Below are 24,405 nucleotides of genomic sequence, written 5' to 3' on the forward strand. Positions count from 1 at the left end.
GTCACAAAACCAATCTATATCTGTATCTTGTCCTTTCCATCATCTTGCAAGCTCTTCCGGGTGTTTTCTTTATGCCCAATCGAGTGTTTGGTTCGCTTCACTTCCTTCTTCGCCCTTGCCAAAAACATTCCCGTAACTGCGCACAATCTGATGATGATTAATTTTCAACAGCTACTTAAAATGTGTACTTCTTCGTATCGGCGAAGCCCTGCTCTGGCATAGGCCAACGGCATCATCGGCAACAGGCATATTGCCTGAAGGTTGCCTGATGGCGCTCTATGTGCTTGAAAATCAGGGTTTCCCTCCTGCGCCTTTGCTTCGTGTAGCGCCTTTGCCAGGGCTCTGCGCGCCCAAGTGCTGAGCCATCTTTCAGCAACTTGCCTTGAGTACCGGCATGCACATCAGTCTTTGCCCAACCTTCGCTTCCGTTATTGTCATGCTGTTGTCAGCGTATTTACATACAGGCAGCCGCGAGTTTTTTCCACAGCCATACTCGGGCTCGTTGATTGCAACAGTTAAGTTATTTTATAATCGCTTTTGTTATCAAGAATGATTTTTTTTTATTTTATCATTACCCAAATCCTAATTATCCATCTAAGGCGTTTCTTTATAACATCCGATTTGCTGTGCTGTCTGTCGGTAGTGGCATTGTTGTACACTTTGAAATTTAACATTTGCTGTATCTTTTGTGTCTGTTCAATTACACCTTTGCCGGTGCTCAGTCCGCCCGTTTATATTTTCCGCATATATTTCAAAATGCTGAAAGCCCTTCAAGCCAGTTCCGTTAAAGTCTGTTTTTCTGTGTCTGTTATTTCCTTCCAAATGATAAGTTTCTCACCATTGTGGTTTATTCGGCTGAACTTTGTGACATGTTAATATGGGGTTGACGCCATTTTTTGAAGCAGATTGAACATGCGCATCGCGGCCATCCGCCATCGCCTGTCGTTCATTTATGCATTTTGTGCGCAATTTTGTGTTTGATAACAGTTTTACAGCACAATAGTATTTCAGTGCAATTTGTTCTCAAAATCATGTCCTTACCGCCTGTTTCCGTGTTACTTTTATCGGCATAATTATCGGTTCTTGATATTTTCACTTACTAATTCGTGCCATTATAGTTTTTAAAGTTCTCCGTTTTTTCCACCAGAGATATTATAATTATGTATGCGTGCGCGCGTACCTATAATATATAGTAGCCACGGCCTTCGTGAATTTAGTACTTGTTCTGTATATATCCTCTATATGCGATAAATGTTTACATTGCAGCCTTTGCTTCCCATACGGGCTGTTTCGCACGCCCAAACAGCCCGTTTTGTGTTGTCAAAAGGGTTGTTTCGACATGCGTTACCGGCCATTTTGCCTTTAGTCATTTACTGTTAACGTAACACATTGGCCTGCAGCTGGTTTTCAAAGCCAAGCAAAATAGTAACAAAACTTTACATGGATATTTCCTGGCGATGCCAGGTTGTATGGTCGGGTGGGGGCGCTCATATTTCAATAGGCCACGTTCGGGGTGGATATTTATACGTTGTTTGACTTTGGTGTTTGGGTATTTATGCGGCTTTTAGTGCTTTTTTGACACCCAAATCGTTTGCAAACTGTAAACGAATGACTGATAATCTTTTCAATGTGGAATGTAAAACAATCACTTTTGAGGCTTTTGTAGCACGAAATAAGTTAAATATTTGATTTTTTTAGCCATTTATGCTGTGGGGTGAATAATTTTGTTTAATTTTGCATGTTGTAATGTTATAGTAGTAATTTAGTAAAGAAGAGAGTATTTATGGAAAGAAGATTAACTATGCTTTTGGCTTGCCTTCTCCTTTCAATAGGGATGGCTTTTGCCCAAACAAAAGTTACAGGTACCGTAATATCTCAGGAAGACGGGCTGCCGATCATCGGTGCTACGGTCATGGTTGAGGGAACCAAGACCGGTACTACCACCAACATGGACGGTCAGTTTACGCTCTCTGTGCCGGCCGGCAAGAAACTTCAGATAAGTTATGTCGGCATGAAGCCGCAGGTAGTGGTTGCGAAGCCTGGGATGAAAGTTACGCTTGAGAGTTCTGCCCATGTCGTAGACGAAGTAGTCGTTACGGGTATGCAGAAGACCGACAAGCGTCTTTTCACCGGTGCAACTACAAAAATCGATGCCGAAGGGGCAAAGATTTCCGGTGTGGCTGACATCAGCCGCTCGCTTGAGGGACGTGCTGCCGGTGTGTCTGTGCAGAACGTGTCTGGTACATTCGGTACTGCTCCCAAAATCCGCGTCCGCGGTGCTACGTCTATCTACGGCAGCTCCAGCCCCCTCTGGGTTGTCGATGGCGTTATCATGGAGGACGTGGCAGAGGTTAGCACTGACCAGCTCTCTTCTGGAGACGCCAATACGCTTATCAGCTCGGCCATCGCAGGTCTTAACTCAGACGACATCGAGAGTTTCCAGATTCTGAAGGATGGTTCGGCCACATCTATCTATGGTGCACGCGCCATGGCCGGTGTGATTGTCGTTACCACAAAGAAAGGTAAGTCGGGCCAGGCTCACATAAGTTACAACGGTGAGTACACCATGCGCCTGATACCGCGATACTCTACGTTCAACATCATGAACTCACAAGACCAGATGTCTGTGTATCAGGAGCTTCAGCAGAAGGGCTACCTCAACTATGCTGAGACTGCCAACGCACAGAACAGCGGTGTGTATGGCAAGATGTATGAGCTCATCAACACCTACGACCCGAACACAGGCCAGTTCGGACTGGCCAACACTCCGGCTGCCCGCGCCGCTTATCTGCGCGCTGCCGAGTATCGCAATACAGACTGGTTCAAGGAGCTGTTCTCCAACTCCATACAGCACACCCACTCTGTCAGCATGTCGGGCGGTTCTGACAAGGGCAACTACTATGCTTCTGTCAGCGCAATGTATGATCCGGGATGGACAAAGCAGAGCAAGGTTGAGCGCTATACGGCAAACTTCAACGTAAACCACAACATTTCGAAGAAGCTGACCGCCGGCATCATCGGTAACGCATCTTACCGTAAGCAGAAAGCTCCCGGAACGCTGTCTTCGCAGCCCGACCCTGTGTCTGGCGAGGTTACTCGTGCGTTCGACATCAACCCTTATTCTTATGCGTTGAACACTTCGCGCACGCTCGACCCGAACGTGTATTACACACGTAACTACGCCCCGTTCAACATCTTCCATGAATTGGAGAACAACTATATCGACCTGAATGTGGTGGATTTCCGTATGCAGGCCAAGTTGAGCTACAAGCCCATCACCAAGGTTGAGCTCACCGCCCTCGGCGCTGTGAAGTACAGCTCGGCCACCCAGGAGCACAATATCCTTGATGCCTCAAACCAGGCACAGGCTTACCGCGCCATGGGTACGTCTACAATACGCGACAACAACGACTATCTGTATACCGACCCAGATGACATCTACGCTCTGCCGGTGACGGTGCTGCCCTATGGCGGTATTATCAACCGTACAGACGACCGCATGTTCGGATACGACTTCCGCGCCACTGCACAATATAACGATGTGTTCGGTGAGGACACGCACATCGTAAACGCATACGGAGGTATGGAAATCAACAGCGTGGAGCGCCACAACACATGGTTCCGCGGCTGGGGTATGCAGTATGAGCTTGGCGAGACTCCGTCGTGGGCATACGAGGTGTTCAAGAAGAGCCTTGAGCAGGGTGAAGATTACTACACCCTGAGCAATACCCACGAGCGCAGCGCTGCGTTCTTTGCCAACGGAACTTACTCTTACAAAGGGCGTTACACTATCAACGGAACGGTTCGCTACGAGGGTACCAACCGCTTGGGCAAGAGCCGTGCGGCTCGCTGGCTGCCTACATGGAACGTGTCGGGTTCGTGGAATGTTCACGAGGAGCCCTTCTTCAAGAAGTTGCAGCCCGCCATGTCTCACCTGGCCCTCCGCCTGTCTTACTCTTTGACTGCCGACCGCGGCCCGTCGTATGTCACAAACTCTACGGCCGTCATCATGGCCCAGAACCCGTGGCGTCCGTTTGCCGACGTACAGGAGACTGCACTTTATATATATCAGCTCGCTAACGACGACCTGACTTACGAGAAGAAGCACGAGTTCAACTTCGGTCTTGACATGGGCTTCCTCAACAACCGCATCAACTTGACCATGGACGCTTATGCACGCCGCAACTTCGACCTTATCGGCCTCGCGCTGACAACAGGTGTGGGCGGTGAGCTGCAGAAGTACGGCAACATCGCCTCAATGAAGTCGAGCGGTGTCGAAATGTCGCTCTCTACAACGAACATCAAGAACGAGGACTTCTCGTGGACCACGAGCCTCATTTACAGCTACACTCACAACGAGGTGACAGAGCTGCGCAGCGCAACAAGAATGCTTGACTTGGTTTCGGGCGTAGGCTACGCCATGGAGGGATATCCCGTGGGCGCCATCTTCTCGATACCGTTCGTGGGTCTCAACGAGGAAGGTCTGCCGCAGTACATCAATGAGTCTGGCGAGGTGACGGTGTCTGACATCAATTTCCAGCAGAACGATCCCGAGCAGCTCAAGTACCTCAAGTATGAGGGCTCGGCCGATCCTAAGCATGTTGGTAGCTTCGGCAACATCTTCAGATATAAGAACTTCACTCTCAATGTGTTCCTTACTTACTCGTTTGGAAATGTGGTGCGTCTTGACCCGATATTCTCTAACACCTACGACGACCTCGTGGCTACGCCGAAGGAGTTCAACAACCGTTGGACTGTGCCCGGCGACGAGAAGCATACCACCGTACCGGTTATACCGAGCAAGATGCAGAACCAGCTTGACGCCAATCTGCGCTATGCTTACAATGCATACAACTATTCGACGGAGCGTATAGCCAAGGGTGACTTCATCCGCATGAAGGAGATTTCATTGTCTTACGATTTCCCCAAGTCGCTTATCCAGAACTTAGGCGTAAATACACTCTCTTTGAAATTGCAGGGCACCAACTTGTTCTTGCTGTATGCAGACAAGAAACTCAATGGCCAGGATCCTGAGTTCTTCAATACAGGTGGTGTGGCCTTGCCTATGTCCAAGCAGTTTACTTTAACTTTGAAGGTTGGTATTTAATCAATTAGATGAGCTTAACAATGAAAAAAAGAAATATTTTATATGTCGCAGCCTTTTCAGCCTTGATGGGCTCGTCGTTGGTGTCATGTGACTCTTACCTTGACACGATGCCCGACAACCGCGCTGAAGTTAACACCGAAGATAAGGTGGTTAGGTTGATAACATCTGCTTATCCCGACAACTCTTATATAATGGTGGCAGAGTGCATGTCTGACAATATCGACGACATGGGGCCGCGCTTCTCGAATTATACAAGCCGTTTCTACGACCAGGTGTTTGCTTGGCAAGACATTGTTGACACGGATAATGACGACATGCGTGTGTTCTGGCTCGCTTGCTACGGGGCCATAGCCAATGCCAACGAGGCACTGCAGTCTATCGAGGAGATGGGCGGGGCAACAACCCAGACGCTCCGCGAGGCCAAGGCCGAGGCTTTGCTCTGCCGCGCATACGGCCACTTCCTGCTTGTAAACATGTTCTCGCTGAACTACAACAAGGCTACCAGCTCTACGGACCTCGGCGTGACATACATGACCGAACCCGAGACAACGGTCAACCCTTCCTATGAGCGCAACTCGGTGGCCGACGTGTACGACAAGATAGACAAGGACATCCAGGAGGCCCTGCCTATGGTAGGCGACACACACCTCGATGTGCCCAAATATCACTTCAACAGGCAGGCTGCCTATGCTTTCGCCACCCGCTTCTACCTTTTCTATGAGCAGTGGGACAAGGCTGTGCAGTATGCTACGGAGTGTCTCGGCACCAATCCTTCGTCGATGCTGCGCGACTGGGATGAGATGGAGTCGTATGGTATCACCGACGACCTGACTCCGCGTACAAACCAGTACATCAGCAGCTCTGACAACTCCAACCTTATGCTGAGCACAGCCATCTCCATGATGGGCTACTGGAACAGCAATTATTCTTACATGTCTAAGTACAGCCACGACAGTTACATGTCGACGACAGAGACTCTTGAGGCCACCAACATCTGGGGCGGCTCACGACTGATGAGGTGCCAGCCGCTGAGGTTTATCGGCGGTACGCTCAACCGTGTGCTGGTTGCAAAGTCTCCCCGTCTGTTTGAGTATATTGACACGCAGAACCAGACCGGTTACACCCGCTCGGTTTATCCTCCGTTCAAGGCCGACCTCGTTTTACTGGAGCGTGCCGAGGCTTACATCATGTTGGGCGAGTATGAAAAGGCTTGCGCAGACATGACGCTTTGGATGCAGAACTGGACAACGTCGACCATGACGCTCACGCCGGAGAACGTGACGTCGTTCTACAACTCAATGTCTTACTGGACATGGGATAACCCGACGTTGAAGAAGAAGCTCCACCCGGCATTCACCATCGATGCCGACGGAAGCACGCAGGAGTCTATGTTGCAGTGTGTGCTTAACTTCAAGCGATTGGAAAACATAGCCGAGGGCTTGCGCTGGTTTGACATCAAGCGCTATGGCATCACGGTTTATCGTCGTACGATGAATGCTTCTGATGAACCTGAGTCGATATCAGACTCTCTGCCAGCAAATGATTTGCGCAGGGCCATACAGTTGCCTTCGCAGATAATACAGGCAGGCATGCAGGCTAATCCCAGATAAGTCAGTCGAACTAACCATTTAAAGTGATTGTAAGTATGAAAAGAAATATATATTATTCTTTCTTGCTGGCGGGAGCAGCATTGGCTTTCACAGCTTGTAGTGATGACGACTTTTCTTCTCAGTCTATTATTACTACAGACATGGTGGAGCAGACGCCTCTCGACAAGTGGCTCGAGGTGAACTACCTTCAGCCATACAACATCGAAATGAAGTATCGCTACGAGTTCAACGAGAGCAATGCTGACTATTATACTGTACCGGCTGAGTATGAGCAGGCTGTGCAGATGGCTCACATCGTGAAGTACAGCTGCGTCGAGGCTTACGACGAGGTGGCCGGCATAGACTTTACGCGCCGGTATTTCCCGAAACTGTTCTTCCTCGAGGGCGAATGGCACTATCGTAACAATGGTACGTTTGAGCTCGGAACTGCCGAGGGCGGCCGAAAGATATTCCTCATGGGCGTCAACTATATCGATAGCTACAAGTATTCGATTGAGTCGCTTAACGAGTATTACCTGAAGACCATCCACCACGAGTTCACACATATCCTGAACCAGACGGTAGACTATTCTGCCGCCTACCAGATGATTACTTCCACAGGCTATGTGGCCGACAGCTGGAGCGACGCTCCTTGGAACACCGACTACCTGCAGCGTGGCTACATCTCTGCCTATGCCCAGCAGTCTCACGCCGAGGACTTCGCCGAGATGATGTCGATGTATGTCACCAACACTGAAGAGCAGTGGGAGCAGTGGATGCAGGAGGCTGCCGGAACAGACGACAACCCGCAGCCCGGACGCGCATACCTTGAGAGCAAAATGGACATTGTCCGTTCTTACATGAGGGATAACTTCAACATTGACCTGGATGAGTTGCGCGACGCAGTGCTTCGCCGTGAGCACGACATCGTTTCAGGGAAGATTGATTTGACAGACGTTTCAATTGATTAAACAAATGAAGGTTATGAAAATTAAGAATATATTGTTTCTGTTAGCGCTGGCTCTTCCGGCATTGGTGCTTACTTCTTGCCAGAGTGAAGAGGACGATGCGTTCAACGAATCATCATCCCTGCGCCTTCAGCAGGCCATGAATGAGGCAAAGAATGTCTTGCGGAGTGCTCAATACGGTTGGGTGATGGACTATTATATAGGTGACGACCAGCAGTATGGAGGCCGAGCCATGACCGTAAAGTTTGACTCGCTCACTTGTACTGTTGCATCGGAGAGCATGCCTCAGGAGTGCACTTCTTACTATAAGATGAGCACCGACCAGGGCCCTGTGCTTACTTTCGATACATACAACGAGGTGCTCCATGAGCTGTCTACGCCGAGCTCTACCAACTATGAGGGGTATCATGCTGATTTCGAGTTCGTTGTTGAAAGCGCTACGCCTGAGCTCGTTGTCCTCCGTGGAAAGCGCATCGGCAACTATGCCTACCTGCATCCTCTCACCGAGGCGCCGCTCGACTACCTGGCTAAGGTCAATGCAATGAGAGACAGCATCTATGTCGCCACGGCTGACGGCATGATTGGGTCTGACTCTGTTTCGGCTTCATTTGACTATGACAGCCGTACTGTAACGTTCAACTATACGAACAACAGCGTTGACGAGCAGGTTCCTGTTGCATTCACTTATACTGACTCGGGCATACGCTTGTATGATGACGTCGACGTGAATGGCACTACTCTCTCTGAGTTTGCTTATAATGGCAATGGAATGACGTTCTCCGGGATAAACGCCGGGGCAAACAACTTTGCCATGATTGGGTCTGTGCCTGATGACTATGTGTCTTTCGAGAAGTTTGCCGGCAATTACAGGTTGCTCTATTATGTGCCGGGCAACAACAATGATATGGTTGAGTCGACCATCGATGTGACGCTCACTCCTTCTGAAGACGGCACTTCTTACAATATGTCCGGGCTCAACCCGAACTTTGAGGTTGTGCTTCATTTCAACCGCCAGGCAGGCCGCCTCGAGTGGAATACGCAGGCCGTAGGCCAGCAGGGCAGCAATATAATCTGGCTGAATGCCATGAACTGGGCTTCAGGCGGCAACCTCTTCCCGGCTTACACAGGCTGTGGCATGGTTACGGTATGGAATGGTGACAGCGAGAATCCTGTGTATAATTGGGTGACAAATTCCGATGTTAACCTGACAACAGACTCGTTCTGCTTCTGGCTCACTGATTCTTCAGGCCAGAGCCTTGGTCAGTTCACTGAGTGGGGTGTTAATGGTTATGTGCTCATGCTCAACATAACATCAATGACAAAACTAAATTAATCGACAGTTATGAAGAAACTTTTTAATATATTGCTTGCCGTTTGTTGCCTCGGTTCGTTCGTGGCTTGCGACGACGATGTCGAGAATCCCTATGCAACGGAAAGTTCAATTTCGATTGTGGCCGCTCACTTGGATTTCTCACCGGCTTCTTCAGTGGGCTCAATACACTTCGCCTCTAATTCTGGAACGGTGACTGCAACAACGCGTGCATCATGGTGTACTGCCACCGTCAGTGCCGACTCGGTAATTGTTTCTGTCGATCAGAACACAGGTGTTGCCGGACGTTCAACTGTGGTGGTGCTCCGCAACGGTTCCGACTCGATACAGGTACCTGTCACCCAGCGCGGAATCATCTTGTCGGTAGACAAGTCTGAGATATCGTCGGGCAATGCTGCCGGTTCTGATGTGGTTGTTTTCACATCAAACATGGACGTTCAGGTTCTCTCAGCTCCCGACTGGATAACCACGTCGCTGTCAGGAGATACCCTCGAGGTCTCTTTCACGGCTAACACAACAGGGCATATCCGTCGCGGATATGTTGCATACCAGTCGGGTGGAGTGAAAGACTCGTTGCGCGTGCAGCAGGCTGATTTCGATACCGACATTGCCGGGACATACACGTTCTATTACAGTGACGATGCCGAAGGGCCACAGCGCAACTTCAGCGTTACCGTTTCGAGGGATGCGTTGCGCATCACAGCCCTGGGCCTGAGCATACCGATGACTTACGACTCTGATGCGATGAGCTTCACGATACAGAGCGGTTGCTATGTCGGACGTTACAGTTCCTATTATGTCTATGCTGCGTTCCAAGCCGGCGATTACTGGACCGCATACAACACTATGTCCACCCTCACGCTGTCGTTTGATTACGATGATGTAGAAGGCACAAGTGGAACGTTCAGCGGTTACCTCGGGACAACAGCCGGAGCGTTGCCTATAGATGGCATCATCCTTGAGGCGTTCTCTTCCAACTCGATGACGGAGAGTGCCGACCAAGGCCCGCTCATGACGTTCTACCGTCCGACGTTGAAGCGCGCTCCCGTTGTAGCGTCATCTTACGTTTTGCGATAACTAATCATCAAATGTCCGTGTCGGCCGTTGGCCGATACGGACATTATAACCTTTTAAATCAAGATTGAAATTATGAAGAGTATCAAAGTTTTGCTCGTAGTTGCTTTCCTCGCCATCGTAGGTATAGCGCAGGCACAGACATTGCCGGCCGTTACTCTTAAAGACATTAACGGCAAGACGGTACAGACAGATAAATTGTCGAATGACGGCAAACCGTTTATTATCTCTTTCTTCGCCACATGGTGCAAGCCCTGCAACCGTGAGCTTTCTGCCATCAGCGAGGTTTACGCCGACTGGCAGGATGAGACCGGCGTCAAGCTCATTGCCGTCAGCATCGACCAGGCTCAGAACATCAACAAGGTAAAGCCCTTGGTTGACAGCAATGGCTGGGAGTATGATGTGCTCCTCGACCCCAACAGCGACTTCAAGCGTGCCCTCGGCATACAGATGATACCTTATGTGATCATCGTCGACGGCAAGGGCAACATTGTGTACAAGCACAATGGCTACACCGATGGTGCCGAGAAAGAGCTGATCGAGAAAGTGCGTGAACTGATTAAGTAACCCTTTAAGCCAATTGTTTTGAGACTGTTTAGACTAATATCCGTATTTGGATGCTGCGTCGCTTGTGCGTCTGTGGCCATGGCCCAGGAATCGGAAGCCGGTGGCAACAAGGTTCAGGTGAGCGGTAGCATACAGAGCGACATCCTTATACCGCAGTCCGACGCGACGATTGGCGCTGAGGATTATAGCGAGTTTGCCCTCACCAATACCTTTGGCGAGGTCAACCTGTCGAGCAAGTACATCGACGCCGGGGCGCGTGTGGAATATCTTGACCACCCGCTTCCCGGATTCGAGCCCGACTACAAGGGGTGGGGAATACCCTACATCTATGTTAAGGGCAAGTATAAGAATGTCGAGGTGACCGCCGGTAATTTCTACGAGCAGTTCGGTTCGGGCTTCATTCTCCGCACGTATGAGGAGCGCAGCCTCGGCATCGACAACTCTTTGCTTGGCGGCCGACTGGTCTACAAGCCTTTCAACTGGGCTACGGTGAAGGTGCTGGCAGGCAAGCAGCGCCGCTATTGGCATGACGGAGGCCCGTTTGAGGGGCTCAACCGCTCGTGGGTTGGCGGTGCCGACGTTGAGTTGAGTGTTGACCAGTGGTTCAAGAAGATGCAGGAAAAGAACACATATCTCACCTTTGGCGCCTCGTTTGTCAACAAGCATGAAGGCGACGAGGAGATGATTGTGAGTTACGACGGCAAGCAGCGCCTTAACTTCCCGACCGATGTCCAGGCCTTCGACGTGCGCCTGCGCCTGCAGACCGGCAACTGGAACGTGCTTGCCGAGTATGCACAGAAGTCGCAAGACCCGTCGCAAGACAACGACTACATATACCGCAAGGGGTATGTGGCCATGTTGTCGGCCAGTTACTCCAAGCGTGGCATGAGCTTCTTGGTGCAGGCCAAGCGCAGCGACAACATGTCGTTCCGCAGCCAGCGCACACTGCCGTCGCTGTCGGAGAACTCTTCGTTCATCAATCACCTGCCTGCGTTCACGATGGAGCACACCTATGCTCTTGCCGCACGTTATCCATATGCCACGCAGCCCGATGGCGAATGGGCTTACCAGGCCGAGCTGGCTTACAACTTCAAGCGCCATTCGTTCTTCGGAGGTAAGTATGGCACGAAGGTCAAGTTGAACTTCTCGCATGTTCACTCCATTGCCAAGAACACTCGTTACGCCGACGGCATCATGCAGGGTTCCAACGGTTACTATCCAGGAACCGACGGCTACGGCTCTGCTTTCTTCAAGTGGGGCGACTCAAAGTACTATCAGGACTTCAACGTACAGATTGAGAAGAAGTTCACCAAGGCCTTCAAGCTCAACCTTATGTACATGAACCAGTTCTACAACAAGACAGCGGTAGAGGGCCACGGCGGCATGCTCCACAACAACATCTACGTGGCTGAGGGCAAGTATCAGTTCAACGACAAGTTCACCCTGCGTGCCGAGGCCCAGTATCTCGACATGACTTCGGGTGTGAACAATGAAGATGGCGACTGTGATTGCGTCTACGGACTGCTCGAGCTGTCTGTGTTGCCATACCTGATGTTCACCGTTTCGGATGAATACAGCATCGGTGACGAGATACATTACTACAACGGTTCAGTCACTTTTGCCAAAGGTGCCCATCGTCTACAGGTGGGATATGCGCGCACCCGTGCTGGCTTCAACTGTTCAGGCGGCGTATGTCGCTGGGTGCCGGCAAGCAAGGGAGTGACAATGTCGTACAACTTTAATTTCTGACATCGAATATGCAGTTAAAGAAATCAGTATTCATGGCTTTGGCCCTCGTGGCGATGGGAGTTGCCTCTTGCGACCAGATAAGCGATGGCGACCGTTACCTTGCTGTCGACGACCCCATATCACCCGGCGACAGCACCGGTTCTGACACTACCGACATCAACGCCCCGATATACCACTCAGTGTTGGTTGAGGAGTTCTCCGGCCAGTTGTGCGTCAACTGCCCGGCTGCATCCGAGGCTCTCGAAGTTATGCAAGAAGCCAACGGCGGGCCAAACAAAGTCATTGTAGTCTCAATACATGCAGGCAGGAACATGAATCTCGCCATAGGGGTGGGCCAGAATCCGCAGTTTGAGGGCTTGGCCACCGATTTCGGCGAGCAACTCTTCAGCCGATACGGTCTGCAGAGCGAGCCTAATGCCATCATCGACCGCACTGGTGGGGTGCTAAGCCAGCCCAACTGGCTCACGGCCATTGTCAACGGGCTAAGGCGCGAGACTACGGTTGCTCTTTCCGCCCGTTCGTCATACAACGAGGCCGACCGTAGCGTGACGGTCAGCGTCATGGGCCGCGCCAAGTCCGATTTCACCGGCAACGCCCATGTTTGGCTCACAGAAGACAGCATCGTTACGATGCAGCTTTTTAGTAGCGGGCCGGTCATAGACCACCGGTTCAACAACATCTTCCGCACATCAGCCACGCCGATTGATGGCGTTCCTGTCACAATTAGTGCCGGCGAAGATATGAAGGAAATATACACCACAACGATAAAGCTTGACGATATATGGCGTCCGCGCCACATGGCTGTCGTTGCTTTCGTCGACAATTCATCCGGCGTTGTTCAGGCTGCGCGCACCGAAGTCCTGCCGTCGGAGTGATTAATTAAAACATTACAAACTTAACAGGTTATAGGCATGAAAAGATTGTTTATTACATTTATCCTTGCTGTTGTATCAACAGTGATGGTTGTAGCGCAGACGTTTGAGTTCCGCATGGATGGCAAGACCGTTCCCGAAGGCTCTACTGTAGAGTTCGTTTCCACTTATGAGCCGCTGTTTGTGCGGGAGGACTGCTACATGGGCAATCGGCTGGTGCTTTGTAACCTGACGTCAAGCGAGTTGAAAGGAAGTCAAATCCAGATTAACTATAGCTACGTTAGCGGTTCGTTGGGTGATGGCGTTTACCCCGTGAATTGCATGGGTGGTGAGTGCAGGACCAACGTGTGGTCAACTTACACCGCCACTTTGGGATTAGGTCCCAATGGCAGCATGGGTGTTGACATTCATGTGGAAGATGTAAAGAACGGCGAGATGCTAACCAAGCTTAGTGTAACCATAGGTCGTGAGACCCATGTAGTGTACATCAAGTTTGTCTGCAACGCGACATCGGGCATTGGCAATGCCGGCATTGCATCGGCATCGTTTGATGTCTACGACCTCACAGGCAGCGTAGTAGCCAAGGGAGTCTCGGCGTCGGGTCTCCGCTCGCTTCGTGCGGGAGTGTATATATTGGTGGATGCGAACACCCACACTGCCCGCAAATACGTGGTTAGATAAGATTGCTTAGTCTATCTTATATTTACTGAAACTAATTTTAGGGTTATGATCAAAAAATTACTTTTATGCTTAGCAATGGTTGCTTTCGTGGATACGGCGAATGCCCAGAACGCAATCAGGCTCGGCTCCGGCTTCGCGAAAAACAGTAGCAAGCAGGTTCAGAAGGCAGCAAGCCTGAAGTTGCCAGACTTCGGCTTGAGTGTTGTCAACAAGGTATCGGGCCGTCCGATGCAGCTTTCCTCGACGGCCAATGGTGCCAAGAAACTTGCGCCCATGCAGCGTGCAGACGCAACCAGTTATGTCCTGTGGGGCTATCCCATGAACTCACAAGGTTCCGGCTATGTGTGGGGATGGAATGCTTTTTCACAGGTGTTTGATGATGCTTCTATGGCCGGCCTCACAGACTATAATGTAGCTGTATATGTTCCATCTACTTATGCCAAGGCCGTTATCGACTCTGTTTACTCAGTGTTCTCGTCTGGCGCCTATTCAAACTTTAAGATTTGGGTAAGTGATTACGAGACAGACGGCCAGTACATCATCCTGCCGTCAACCCCCGAAGAGGCCGACTATTGTGAGAACATTGGTGACCACCAGGTTGATGCCCCGTCCGGCATGGTTGCTCAAGAGGGCTACGAATTGTCAACCCCGTATACAGTGCCTGATAACGGATGCTTCATCGGCATCTCGTTTACAACAACCGTAGAGTTACCATTGTTCACTTGGGATGTTGAATCATCGTCGGGTGCCTTCTTCATGCAGATGCCTTACCAGGGCGAAATGTTGTGGAACAACATGGCATCATACGGCCTTTTCGGCAATCTGCCCATCATGGCATTGATGGATATATCCAATTGCTCGCAGAACGATGTGTCGATACAAACGATTTCCGAGACAGCCGTGCTGATGAATACCTCTTATGATTTTTCACCGGTTGTATACAACAACGCTATCGCCACCGATGTGACAAGCGTAAGCTATGTCCTCACTGTCGACGGCGAAGCCCAGGAGGAGCAGACACTTAATTTCTCTTCGTCTCTGCCCGGTGGATCTGGCGGTTACATCAGTGTTCCTTACACATTCACAACAGAGGGCATCCACCCAGTCAGCATAGAGATTACCAAGGTAAACGGCGAGGCAAACGCTTCGACATCTGCTTCGACGGCATTCGATGTGCTGGCCCTTGAGACATCAGCCACGCGCACACCGGTTGTCGAGGAGTTCACCGGCACATGGTGCGGATGGTGCCCTCGCGGCCATGTTGGCCTTGAATTGCTGAAGGAGCGTTATGGTGAAGGCATTATAACCCTTGCCGCTCATGCATCATCCAGTTCTACAGTAATCGACCCGATGGAGTGTGCCACATACTTAGACGTTGTTTACGGTTTCGCCCAGGGCTTCCCGTCAGCCCTTTACGACCGTTGCCTGCTTGGCGACGCATACCAGGGCATCGACGGTAACCAATATGCATTCGGTGCCAATCAATATATTGATATATTGAACTCATCGTTCCCCTCTGAGGCAACAGTTACTCTTACCGCCGACTGGGGCGACACAGACAAGAATGTAATCAATGCAAACGTCGGTCTCACCTTCGGTTGCACGCGCATCAGCCTTGGTTCCGCCAATCCGTATGCCGTTGCCTTTGTTCTCTCTGAAGACGACATGACCGGCGAGGGCCAGCAGTGGCTGCAGTACAACTATTATTCAGGCGAAACGAGTTTCGGCAATGACGACAACATGCTGAGCTGGGTTAGCGCAAGCGAATATGTAAAGATGGATTACGACAACGTTGTCGTCCAGGGATGGGATGCGCTTCTCGGTATCGACGAGAGCGTGCCTTCCACTGTGTTCAAGGGTGAGAACCTGACATACAACGCCACTCTCGACATCTCGGCCAACACCCTCATACAGAACAAGGAAAAGCTGCATCTCACAGCCCTTCTCATCAACCGCAACAACTATTCAATAGTCAATGCGGCACAGGTGAGCCTCGGCGACGGTGGCAGCTCAGCCATCGAGGGTGTCACTGACGATGCCAACGGAGCAGCCGAGGTTGCCCGTTACAATGTCAACGGCGTGCGCCTTGACAAGGCACAGAAGGGTCTTAACATAGTTAAGTACTCCGACGGTACCACCAAGAAGGTAATCGTGAAGTAAATCAAGCATATTGTTGTCTGCGGGCTATGCCCCTCATGCGGGGCACAACAGGCTTGTTGGAAGTCGCGGGCAGCAATGCAGAACAACAAAGCCGCAGGAAACTGCGTGTTTCCTGCGGCTTTCACATGATCGTTCTCCGGCCACCCGGTGGCCCGGCACACATAGCGGCAGGCTCTTCCGTTACATGGGGCCACAGTCAGTAGTATTAACTTAAGTCACTATTCACTATGTTTATGTTTAACAAAGTTCGTTTCATGGCAGATGCAGCATCCCACCCCTTGTAATGCAGGAGGGCGAGGCTGTAGCCCGAAGTCAGAGTCACGGTTCACAATGTTCATGTTTAACTAAAGTCGTTATGTGTGACATGCGGCCGCCCATGCGCCTTTGCGTTGTCACGCAAGCCTTGCGCAGGCTTTTATAGTCACAATCCGTCATGCCCATGTTCGACTCTCTTCGTAACGTTTGACATGCAGTAGCGTACATTCCTTCCAAGGGTGTCGCGGCCAGAAATAAATATATTAAATCACTATTAATTAAATTAATGTTTAACTAAAAAATTATCGTTATGATTAAAAGGTTGCTTTTAGGCGTAACTATGTTGGCTTTCCTCGGCTCCGTGAGCGCGCAGGAGGCTGTTGTGCTGAATCCTCAGCAAGTAGAAAACGTTAGCTCGTTGATGGAGAAGTCAGCAAACTTAAAAGTAGGTGACATGGGGTTCGCCGGTGTGTCCCAACATCCGTTGGGCATAGCACAGATGCCTTCGCAGTTGCGCAGCATGAAAAAGCCTGCTCCGATGCGTCGTGCAGGAGAAGATAATACCATTTGGTTCGCCTACCCGATGAGTGATGATGGCAAGTTTTCAGCAATAGGTTGGAAAATCATTTCAGTTATTTTTGATGACAAGGCCAGTGCTTACGCAAAACTTACCAACTATAACGTGGCATTTATGGTGCCCGGCAATTATGCCAAGGCCGTGGTCGATTCAGTCATAATGGTATTGGGTGTCGGCAAGTACACAAACGTAAAGCTGTGGATAGACGGTGTTAAGTCAAACGCCCAAGGGAGTATATCATTCCCGCAAACGCCCGACATGGCCGACTATCACGAGAATCTAGCCGACTTCGAGTTGAAGGGGGCGGGTAGGAACATGTTTGCCCTCAAGGACCTTGAGCTGGCTTCCAAATACACCATTCCGGAAAACGGATGCCTCATTGGCTTTTCTTTCACAACAACAACAGAGAGCCCTCTGGTGTTCTGGGGTGAACCCATGAGTGGCGGTTTCTTCTTTGGTGTTCCAGCACAAAATCAAGACGTCTTTCTTGACATGTCATTGTTGAACCTTGGCAGCTTGGTTGCGATGGCCCGTCTTGACGTTACCAACTGCTCACATGCCAATGTCTCAATGGACAAGCAGCTTGAGAAGCCGGCGCTGATCAACCAGGAGACAAGGCTGTCGGCTGCCGTCCACAATGATGCAGCTTCCGCGATTGACAACGTGAACTTTGTGCTTACAGTCGATGGCGAGGCCCAAAAGGAGAAGACATACAACTTCCCGGCCCCTCTGGCCGGAGGCGGCAATGACGAACTTGTAGTGCCTTACACCTTCACTACCGAGGGCGTCCATCAAGTGGAATTTAAGATAACAAAAGTCAATGGCGAGGTCAACACTTCATCGAATCCGTCAACTTCATATGAGGTGTTTGCCTTTGAGAAGTCGGCCAAGCGCACGTCGGTTGTCGAAGAGTTCACCGGTACTTGGTGCGTTTGGTGTCCTCGCGGCCACGTCGGTGTGCATAAGCTGAAGGAGAGGTATGGCGACGACATAATCATCCTTGCGGGGCATGCTTCGAGGGACGAGAAAGACGTTGATCCTATGGAGTGTGCTTCCTATTATGAGGTTATTAGGGCATACAACCCCGATTTCCCCATAGCCTTGTACGACCGTTCGGCTTTTGGTGACCCGTATGCAGATCCGGCAAGCAGCACACTTACTTATGGTTCCTACAAATATGTAGAATTCGTTAAAGAGATTATGCCAACGGAGGCAACGGTGGCTCTCACGGCCGACTGGGCCGACACAGGCAAGTCGGTCATCAATGCCAAGGTTGATTTCAGCTTCGGCTGCTCTCGCATCAGTCTTGGCTCTGCCAATCCTTATGCCATAGCCTTCGTGCTTTCTGAAGACGGCATGCAAGGCGAGAAAGACGACCACACCTGGTATCAGGCCAATGGATTTTCAGGCGGCACAGGATATAATGCCGACTTTGATAGTTGGACAAGTGCAGGCCGTTATGTTAATATGGCATACGACAATGTGATTGTTCAGGCGTGGGATGCCCTCAATGGCATAGACGAGAGTGTGCCCTCGGCGGTGATGAAGGATGAGAAACTGTCGTACAGCACCACTCTCGACATATCGGCCAATACGCTCATACAGAACAAGGAAAAACTGTATCTCACGGCCCTTCTCCTCAACCGCAACAACTATTCAATAGTCAATGCGGCACAGGTTAGCCTCGGCAATGGCGGCAGCGCATCCATCGAGGGTGTTACCGACGATGCCAACGGTGCAACGGTGGTGGCCCGTTACAATGTCAACGGCGTGCGTCTTGACAAGGCTCAGAAGGGCCTCAACATCGTCAAGTACTCCGATGGCACCACAAAGAAGGTGATGGTCAAGTAATGCAGATTGTTTACCTCGTTTACCCCGGTGTGTCTTGACATAATCGGCAAGTGCATCGGTTATATTTAGAATGGCCGCGCATCCTTATATTTTGGCCGCAGGAAACAAACTGTTTCCTGCGGCCTTTTTGTCGTCATTCGGTTTTCGGCCGTGCCGTAGGCGTCATGCCACTGCCTGGTGGTTTTGTGGCCAGCCGTCCGCCTGTGGGTTGATGTCAGCCTTCCCCTTGCCCCCAATTGTCACGTTTATGCCCCATGCGGCTTCATCTCCGCTAGTCTGTGGCGTCGGCCTATGCATGGTGGCATCCTGTCCACCCCCCATTCCTCGTTATGGGGCAAGGCTCCCCCGCCCGGTTGCAGGGCATCTTGGCCGCCGCCTTTGCCCCCGGCTTGGCGGGCAACGGCGCGGCAATGCGTCCGGCAATATGCCGGCAACAGAGCGAAAGCACCATAAGTGCCGTGATAAGCATCAAAGGCGCATCCCCGGCGGATATGATGGCCGATTGGGCTCAATATGAAGCTGTGCACGGAATGCCCGCAGCAATCACCCTGTCTCTGATGGCGTCGAGTTCGTCGCGTGTGGCTTTCTTCAGGCCGTGGTCGGGCGTTTCGCGGTCAATGGTGTATATCATGACTTCACGCGGCGCAATCTCCACCACCTTATCAAGCCACGGGCCTACATATTCCTCGCCCGTGTTGTCAACGCTCACGCCCCCCGTAGACCCTTTCATGAACATGGTCTGTATTATCAGGTGCCCTTCATACGACTTCAGCGTCGACACCACGTCGTCCACATTGAATCTGCATGCCGGTCGGTTCACCAGGTTGATATACCCCGGGTCTACCGTGTCGAGTTTCAGAATGTTGTTGTCAACCCGCATGAGCGCATTGCGCACGTCGGGCCTGTGGGCCGCCGTCGAGTTGCTCAGCACCGAAATCCTTGCCTTCGGTGCATACCTGTCGCGCAGGCATATAGTGTCGCCTACTATCGCTGCGAAGTCGGGGTGCAGCGTAGGTTCGCCGTTGCCGGCAAACGTCAGCACGTCGGGCAGCAGCCCCTCGGCCGCCATCTGCTTCAGCTTTGCCTCGAGAGCGCCAGCCACCTCTTCCCGAGTGGGTCTCGGCAGTGCTGGTCGCCTTTGTGCGTTCAGTCCGCATTCACAGTAAATGCAGTCGAAAGTGCAAATCTTGCCGTCGGCCGGCATCAGGTTGATGCCAAGAGATACTCCCAGCCTCCGGCTGTGTATCGGCCCGAAAATGGGCGAAGGGTATATCACAGTGCTCATGATTCATTTCTTTTGGTTAATACGTTGAAGGTGCAGTCCGGCACCGCCAGATGCCCGGCCTCGGGCCCGGCCGGCGCCTTCGGCCGCGCCGCCGTGCCAAGACCGGGGCCGAAGGCGTGGCATTGCCACTCTTGCCCGGGTGCATCTTGTCTTCTGCAAAGGTATACAAAATAATGCGACACCCGTTGTTAATAGTAGTTAATCAGTTGCCCGTGAACGGATTTTTTTGTTACTTTGCACAATCTAAGATGTATTACATCCTGCTAAGATAATGGGAAAGAGACGTAAAAGAGCCGGCGGCCGCCATGGGCTGCAGGTGGTTACTTTGTGTATAAGCACCACAATGGTGCTCGTTTTGCTTGGGCTGTTGGTGTTTTTCGTGCTCACGGCCCGCAACCTTTCGGCCTACGTTAAGGAAAACCTCACGGTGACGGTGATGTTGGCCGACAGCGTGACCGACAATCAGGCGCGCCTGATGTGCCGCGACATGTACCGCCGGCGTTACACCCGCAACGTTGACTACATAAGCAAGGAGCAGGCCCAGCGGGAGCAGACGGCCGCCATGGGCGCCGACCCGTCAGAGTTTCTCGGCTTCAACCCGTTCTCGGCCACGCTCGAGGTGCGCATGAAGTCGGAATATGCCAACCGTGATTCGCTCCGTTGGATATCGGCCGAGCTCATGAAAGACAGCCGTGTTACCGACGTGGCTTACCAGGAAGACCTCATGGACAGCGTCAACAACAACCTGCGCAAGTTCAGCGTGGTGCTGCTTGCGCTGGCCGTCCTGCTCACGTGTGTCTCGTTCTCCCTGATTAACAGCACCGTGAAACTGAGCGTTTATTCCCGCCGTTTCCTCATCCACACGATGAAGCTTGTCGGTGCCTCGTGGGGCTTCATACGTCGCCCGTTCCTGCGCAATGCCATAGGCATAGGCCTGCTGGCCGCTGTGCTGGCCTGCGGTGTGCTTGGCGGCGGGGCCTACCTGCTCTATACCTACGAGCCTTCGATAGTGGCCGTGGTCACATGGCGCGAGCTTGCCATCACCGGGGTTGCCGTGTTTGTGTTCGGCATAGTCATCACCACCCTGTGCTCTTGCATCTCGGTCAACAAGTTCCTGCGCATGTCGGCCGGCGACTTGTATAAGATTTAGCCTGCCACCCGCTCCGGCAGCCACGCGGGGGCGCCATTGCGTGGCCGCAGCCACGGCTGCAAGCAGCCGGCTGCGGCCCGGCGCGCGTCGCAGTCTGCCGCCGTGGGGGCGTTTGCATATTGGTTTTTGATAAGAGTATTAGTTTAATTATAATGGACAAGAGAAATTTAGCATTCGACCGTACGAATTTCATATTGCTGGCAGTATGCATGGCAATAGTGATAGTCGGCTTCGTGCTCATGAGCGGGCCCGGGTCGACTGAAGACGTGTATAACCCCGACATCTTCAGTGCGCGCCGCATCAAGGTGGCTCCCGTTGTGTGCCTTGTCGGCTTTGTCGGCATGGTTTACGCCATTATCCGCAAGCCAAAGTCTGTTGCAGGCGAGGCCATAGAGAGTGTAGAACCAACCCAGGAGGCAACGGCAGAGTAAGATGGGAGACATGACATTGCTCGAGGTGATAATCATCGCCATCGTCGAGGGGCTCACCGAGTTCCTGCCTGTGTCGTCAACAGGCCACATGATAATTGCCCAAAACGTGCTTGGCGTAGAGAGCACCGTGTTTGTCAAGGCATTCACGTTCATCATCCAGTTTGGTGCCATACTCTCTGTGGTGGTGCTCTACTGGAAGCGTTTCTTCCGCCTCAACCGTGAGCCGCTGCCCGAGGGGGCTTCGGCTGTCAAGCGTTTCCTCCACAAGTTCGACTTCTACTGGAAGCTCCTGGTGGCCTTCATCCCGGCCGCCGTGCTCGGGCTTTTGTTCAGCGACATGATCGACGCCATGCTCGAGAGCGTCATGGTTGTGGCCATCATGCTCGTGGTTGGCGGTGTGTTCATGCTCTTTTGCGACAAGCTGTTCGGCAACGGCAGCGAGAGCACCAAGATGACCGAGCGCCGTGCGTTCATGGTGGGCCTCTTCCAGTGCATCTCGATGATACCGGGCGTTTCGCGTTCCATGGCCACCATCGTGGGCGGCATGGCCCAGAAGCTCACCCGCAAGGCCGCGGCCGAGTTCTCGTTTTTCCTCGCCGTGCCCACCATGTTTGCCGCCACGGTCTACAAGATGTATAAGCTCTTCAGCGAAGGCGGCACCGACATAATCATGAACAACCTCGGGGCGCTCATCGTAGGCAACCTCGTGGCATTCGTCGTTGCCATGCTTGCCATAAAGTTCTTCATCAGCTATGTGACAAAATACGGCTTCAAGGCATTCGGCTGGTACCGCATCATCGTCGGGCTGGTCATCCTTGCGCTGCTGTTCACTGGCCACACACTTGAGATGGCATAATGAATTTCACCGAGGGAGAGTACATCTATCTTGACAAACCTTACGGTATGTCGAGCTTCGGGGCGTTGGCAAGGGTGCGTTACCTCATATCCCAGCGCCTCGGCGTGAAGCGGCTCAAGACCGGCCACGCCGGCACGCTTGACCCGTTGGCCACCGGCGTGCTCATACTCTGCACCGGTCGGAAGACAAAAGAGATTGAGAGGCTGCAGCTCACCACCAAAGAGTATGTGGCCACCATGCAGCTCGGGGCCACCACTCCGAGCTTCGACATGGAGCACACCGTCGACGCCACCTATCCCACGGCGCACATCACGCGCGCCAAGGTCGAGGCCGCGCTGGCCCGTTTTGTGGGTGAGATAAGCCAGGTGCCGCCCGAATACTCTGCCTGCAAGGTGGGCGGGGCCCGGGCTTACAGCCTGATGCGCAAGGGGCGCGACGTGGAGCTCAAGCCCAAGACGCTGCGTATCGACGAGATAGAGCTTATGGATTTTGATGCCACGCGCATGAGGCTTGCCGTCAGGGTGGTCTGCGGCAAGGGCACATACATACGCGCCCTGGCCCGCGACATAGGCCGCGAGCTGGGCAGCGGAGCCTTCCTCACGTCGTTGCGCCGCACGCGCATCGGCGCCGTCAGGGCCGAAGACTGCGTGACGCTCGACGACTTCCCGGCGTGGCTCGAACGACAGGACATTGAAGACAATATACTGAAAGGAGATTGAATATATGAAACTGACACAATTCAAGTTTAAGTTGCCAGAGGCGCAGGTGGCCCTTGAGCCGCCGTTCCGCGCGTTCCCCAATCCCGACGGCACCGTCGACAAGGTGTACCATCGCGATGAGTGCCGCCTGATGGTGGCCCACCGCAAGAGCAATAGTATAGAGATGTGCAAGAAAGACGCCGAGGGCAACGACATGATGGATGCCGATGGCAATCCCGTTTACCTCGGTTTCCGCGACATAGTGAACTACTTTGACGACGGCGACGCCTTCATCTTCAACGACACCAAGGTGTTTCCGGCCCGACTCTACGGCACCAAGGAGAAGACCGACGCAAAGATTGAGGTGTTCTTGCTGCGCGAGCTCAACGAAGAACTGCGCCTTTGGGACGTGCTGGTTGAGCCGGCCCGGAAGATACGCATAGGCAACAAGCTGTTTTTCAACGACGACGGGCCGATGGTGGCCGAGGTCATCGACAACACCACGAGCCGCGGGCGCACGCTCAGGTTCCTGTATGACTGCCCTCACGATGAGTTCAAGCGCGAGCTCTTTGCCTTGGGCGAGGCACCGCTGCCGCGCTACATCATCGACCGCAGGCCTGCCACAGCCGACGACATGGAGAACTTCCAGACCATCTTCGCCAAGAACGAGGGGGCTGTCACTGCACCTTCCACAGGGCTGCACTTCAGCCGTGAGCTGATGAAGATGATGGAGATTCGCGGCATCAACAAGGCGTTCATCACCGTGCATTGCAGCCTCGGCAGCTTCGAGCCCATCGAGGTGGAGGACCTGACTAAGCACAAGATGAACTCCGAGCAGATGATTGTGGGTGCCGAGGCTTGCCGCGTGGTCAACGAGGCCAAGCAGGCCGGCCACCGCGTCTGCGCTGTCGGGGTGAGCACGGCACGTGCCACTGAGACTGCCGTGGGCACCGACGGGCTGCTGAAAGAGTTTGACGGCTGGACAAACAAGTTTATCTTCCCGCCCTACGACTATGGCATGGCCAACAGCATGGTGGCCAACTTCTACCATCCCGAGTCGACCATGCTCATGGCCACGGCTGCCTTTGGCGGCTACGAGCTCGTGATGGAGGCCTACAAGATGGCGGTCAAGAATGGCTACAGGTTTGGGTGCTACGGCGATGCGCTGCTCATACTTGACGACTGACGTGGCCGGAGGCATGCGA

General features: G+C 52.4%; 17 protein-coding genes. 16 read left to right on the forward strand and 1 reads right to left on the reverse strand.

Annotated elements, in window-relative coordinates; translation table 11 throughout:
- Positions 1-1,783 precede the first annotated feature (1,783 nt).
- The 11 genes from H6B30_RS06745 (at position 1,784) to H6B30_RS06795 (ending at position 18,780) form a co-directional block, all read left to right on the forward strand.
- Positions 1,784-5,107, forward strand: a complete 3,324-nt coding sequence (locus H6B30_RS06745; RefSeq protein ID WP_205108981.1) for a SusC/RagA family TonB-linked outer membrane protein — start codon at positions 1,784-1,786, stop codon at positions 5,105-5,107.
- Between the two features lie 20 nt (positions 5,108-5,127).
- Positions 5,128-6,717, forward strand: a complete 1,590-nt coding sequence (locus tag H6B30_RS06750; RefSeq protein WP_205108983.1) for a RagB/SusD family nutrient uptake outer membrane protein — start codon at positions 5,128-5,130, stop codon at positions 6,715-6,717.
- A gap of 35 nt (positions 6,718-6,752) precedes the next feature.
- Positions 6,753-7,667, forward strand: coding sequence for a zinc-binding metallopeptidase (locus H6B30_RS06755; protein WP_205108985.1), 915 nt, complete (start codon positions 6,753-6,755; stop codon positions 7,665-7,667).
- 13 nt (positions 7,668-7,680) lie between these two features.
- The gene (locus H6B30_RS06760) at positions 7,681-8,997 is read left to right on the forward strand and encodes a DUF4302 domain-containing protein (protein ID WP_205108986.1); all 1,317 of its coding nucleotides are present in this window, start codon (positions 7,681-7,683) and stop codon (positions 8,995-8,997) included.
- Between the two features lie 9 nt (positions 8,998-9,006).
- On the forward strand, positions 9,007-10,071 hold the full coding sequence (locus tag H6B30_RS06765) for a BACON domain-containing protein (protein WP_205108988.1): 1,065 nt from the start codon (positions 9,007-9,009) through the stop codon (positions 10,069-10,071).
- A gap of 72 nt (positions 10,072-10,143) precedes the next feature.
- Positions 10,144-10,635, forward strand: a complete 492-nt coding sequence (locus H6B30_RS06770) for a TlpA family protein disulfide reductase (protein WP_205108990.1) — start codon at positions 10,144-10,146, stop codon at positions 10,633-10,635.
- Positions 10,636-10,659: 24 nt separating this feature from the next.
- Entirely contained in the window at positions 10,660-12,384 is a 1,725-nt protein-coding gene (locus H6B30_RS06775; RefSeq protein WP_439116961.1) for a DUF6029 family protein, read from the forward strand.
- An 8-nt stretch (positions 12,385-12,392) separates the two neighbouring features.
- Positions 12,393-13,259: an Omp28 family outer membrane lipoprotein gene (locus H6B30_RS06780; protein ID WP_205108992.1), complete on the forward strand. Its 867-nt coding sequence runs from the start codon at positions 12,393-12,395 to the stop codon at positions 13,257-13,259.
- Between the two features lie 36 nt (positions 13,260-13,295).
- Entirely contained in the window at positions 13,296-13,937 is a 642-nt protein-coding gene (locus H6B30_RS06785; protein ID WP_205108994.1) for a hypothetical protein, read from the forward strand.
- 45 nt (positions 13,938-13,982) lie between these two features.
- The gene (locus H6B30_RS06790) at positions 13,983-16,097 is read left to right on the forward strand and encodes a hypothetical protein (RefSeq protein WP_205108996.1); all 2,115 of its coding nucleotides are present in this window, start codon (positions 13,983-13,985) and stop codon (positions 16,095-16,097) included.
- A 565-nt stretch (positions 16,098-16,662) separates the two neighbouring features.
- On the forward strand, positions 16,663-18,780 hold the full coding sequence (locus H6B30_RS06795) for a hypothetical protein (protein ID WP_205108998.1): 2,118 nt from the start codon (positions 16,663-16,665) through the stop codon (positions 18,778-18,780).
- A 508-nt stretch (positions 18,781-19,288) separates the two neighbouring features.
- Here the strand turns inward: H6B30_RS06795 and H6B30_RS06800 are convergent.
- On the reverse strand, positions 19,289-20,065 hold the full coding sequence (locus H6B30_RS06800; protein ID WP_205109000.1) for a radical SAM protein: 777 nt from the start codon (positions 20,063-20,065) through the stop codon (positions 19,289-19,291).
- A 271-nt stretch (positions 20,066-20,336) separates the two neighbouring features.
- On the opposite strand from H6B30_RS06800, the gene H6B30_RS06805 reads away from it, so the two are divergent.
- From H6B30_RS06805 to queA, 5 genes are all read left to right on the forward strand, one after another.
- On the forward strand, positions 20,337-21,215 hold the full coding sequence (locus H6B30_RS06805; protein WP_205109001.1) for a cell division protein FtsX: 879 nt from the start codon (positions 20,337-20,339) through the stop codon (positions 21,213-21,215).
- 152 nt (positions 21,216-21,367) lie between these two features.
- Positions 21,368-21,646, forward strand: a complete 279-nt coding sequence (locus tag H6B30_RS06810) for a DUF3098 domain-containing protein (RefSeq protein WP_205109003.1) — start codon at positions 21,368-21,370, stop codon at positions 21,644-21,646.
- Between the two features lies 1 nt (position 21,647).
- Complete coding sequence (locus H6B30_RS06815) at positions 21,648-22,502, forward strand: undecaprenyl-diphosphate phosphatase (protein ID WP_205109005.1); 855 nt, start codon at positions 21,648-21,650, stop codon at positions 22,500-22,502.
- Positions 22,502-23,221: a tRNA pseudouridine(55) synthase TruB gene (truB, locus tag H6B30_RS06820; RefSeq protein ID WP_205109007.1), complete on the forward strand. Its 720-nt coding sequence runs from the start codon at positions 22,502-22,504 to the stop codon at positions 23,219-23,221. The genes H6B30_RS06815 and truB overlap by 1 nt, the downstream gene beginning before the upstream one ends.
- A 4-nt stretch (positions 23,222-23,225) precedes the next feature.
- Positions 23,226-24,386 carry a tRNA preQ1(34) S-adenosylmethionine ribosyltransferase-isomerase QueA gene (queA, locus tag H6B30_RS06825; protein ID WP_205109009.1) on the forward strand — a complete coding sequence of 387 codons (1,161 nt, stop codon included), beginning with the start codon at positions 23,226-23,228 and terminating at the stop codon, positions 24,384-24,386.
- The last annotated feature ends 19 nt before the right edge of the window (positions 24,387-24,405 follow it).

Source organism: Marseilla massiliensis, from assembly GCF_016899955.1.
GTDB lineage: Bacteria > Bacteroidota > Bacteroidia > Bacteroidales > Bacteroidaceae > Prevotella > Prevotella intestinigallinarum.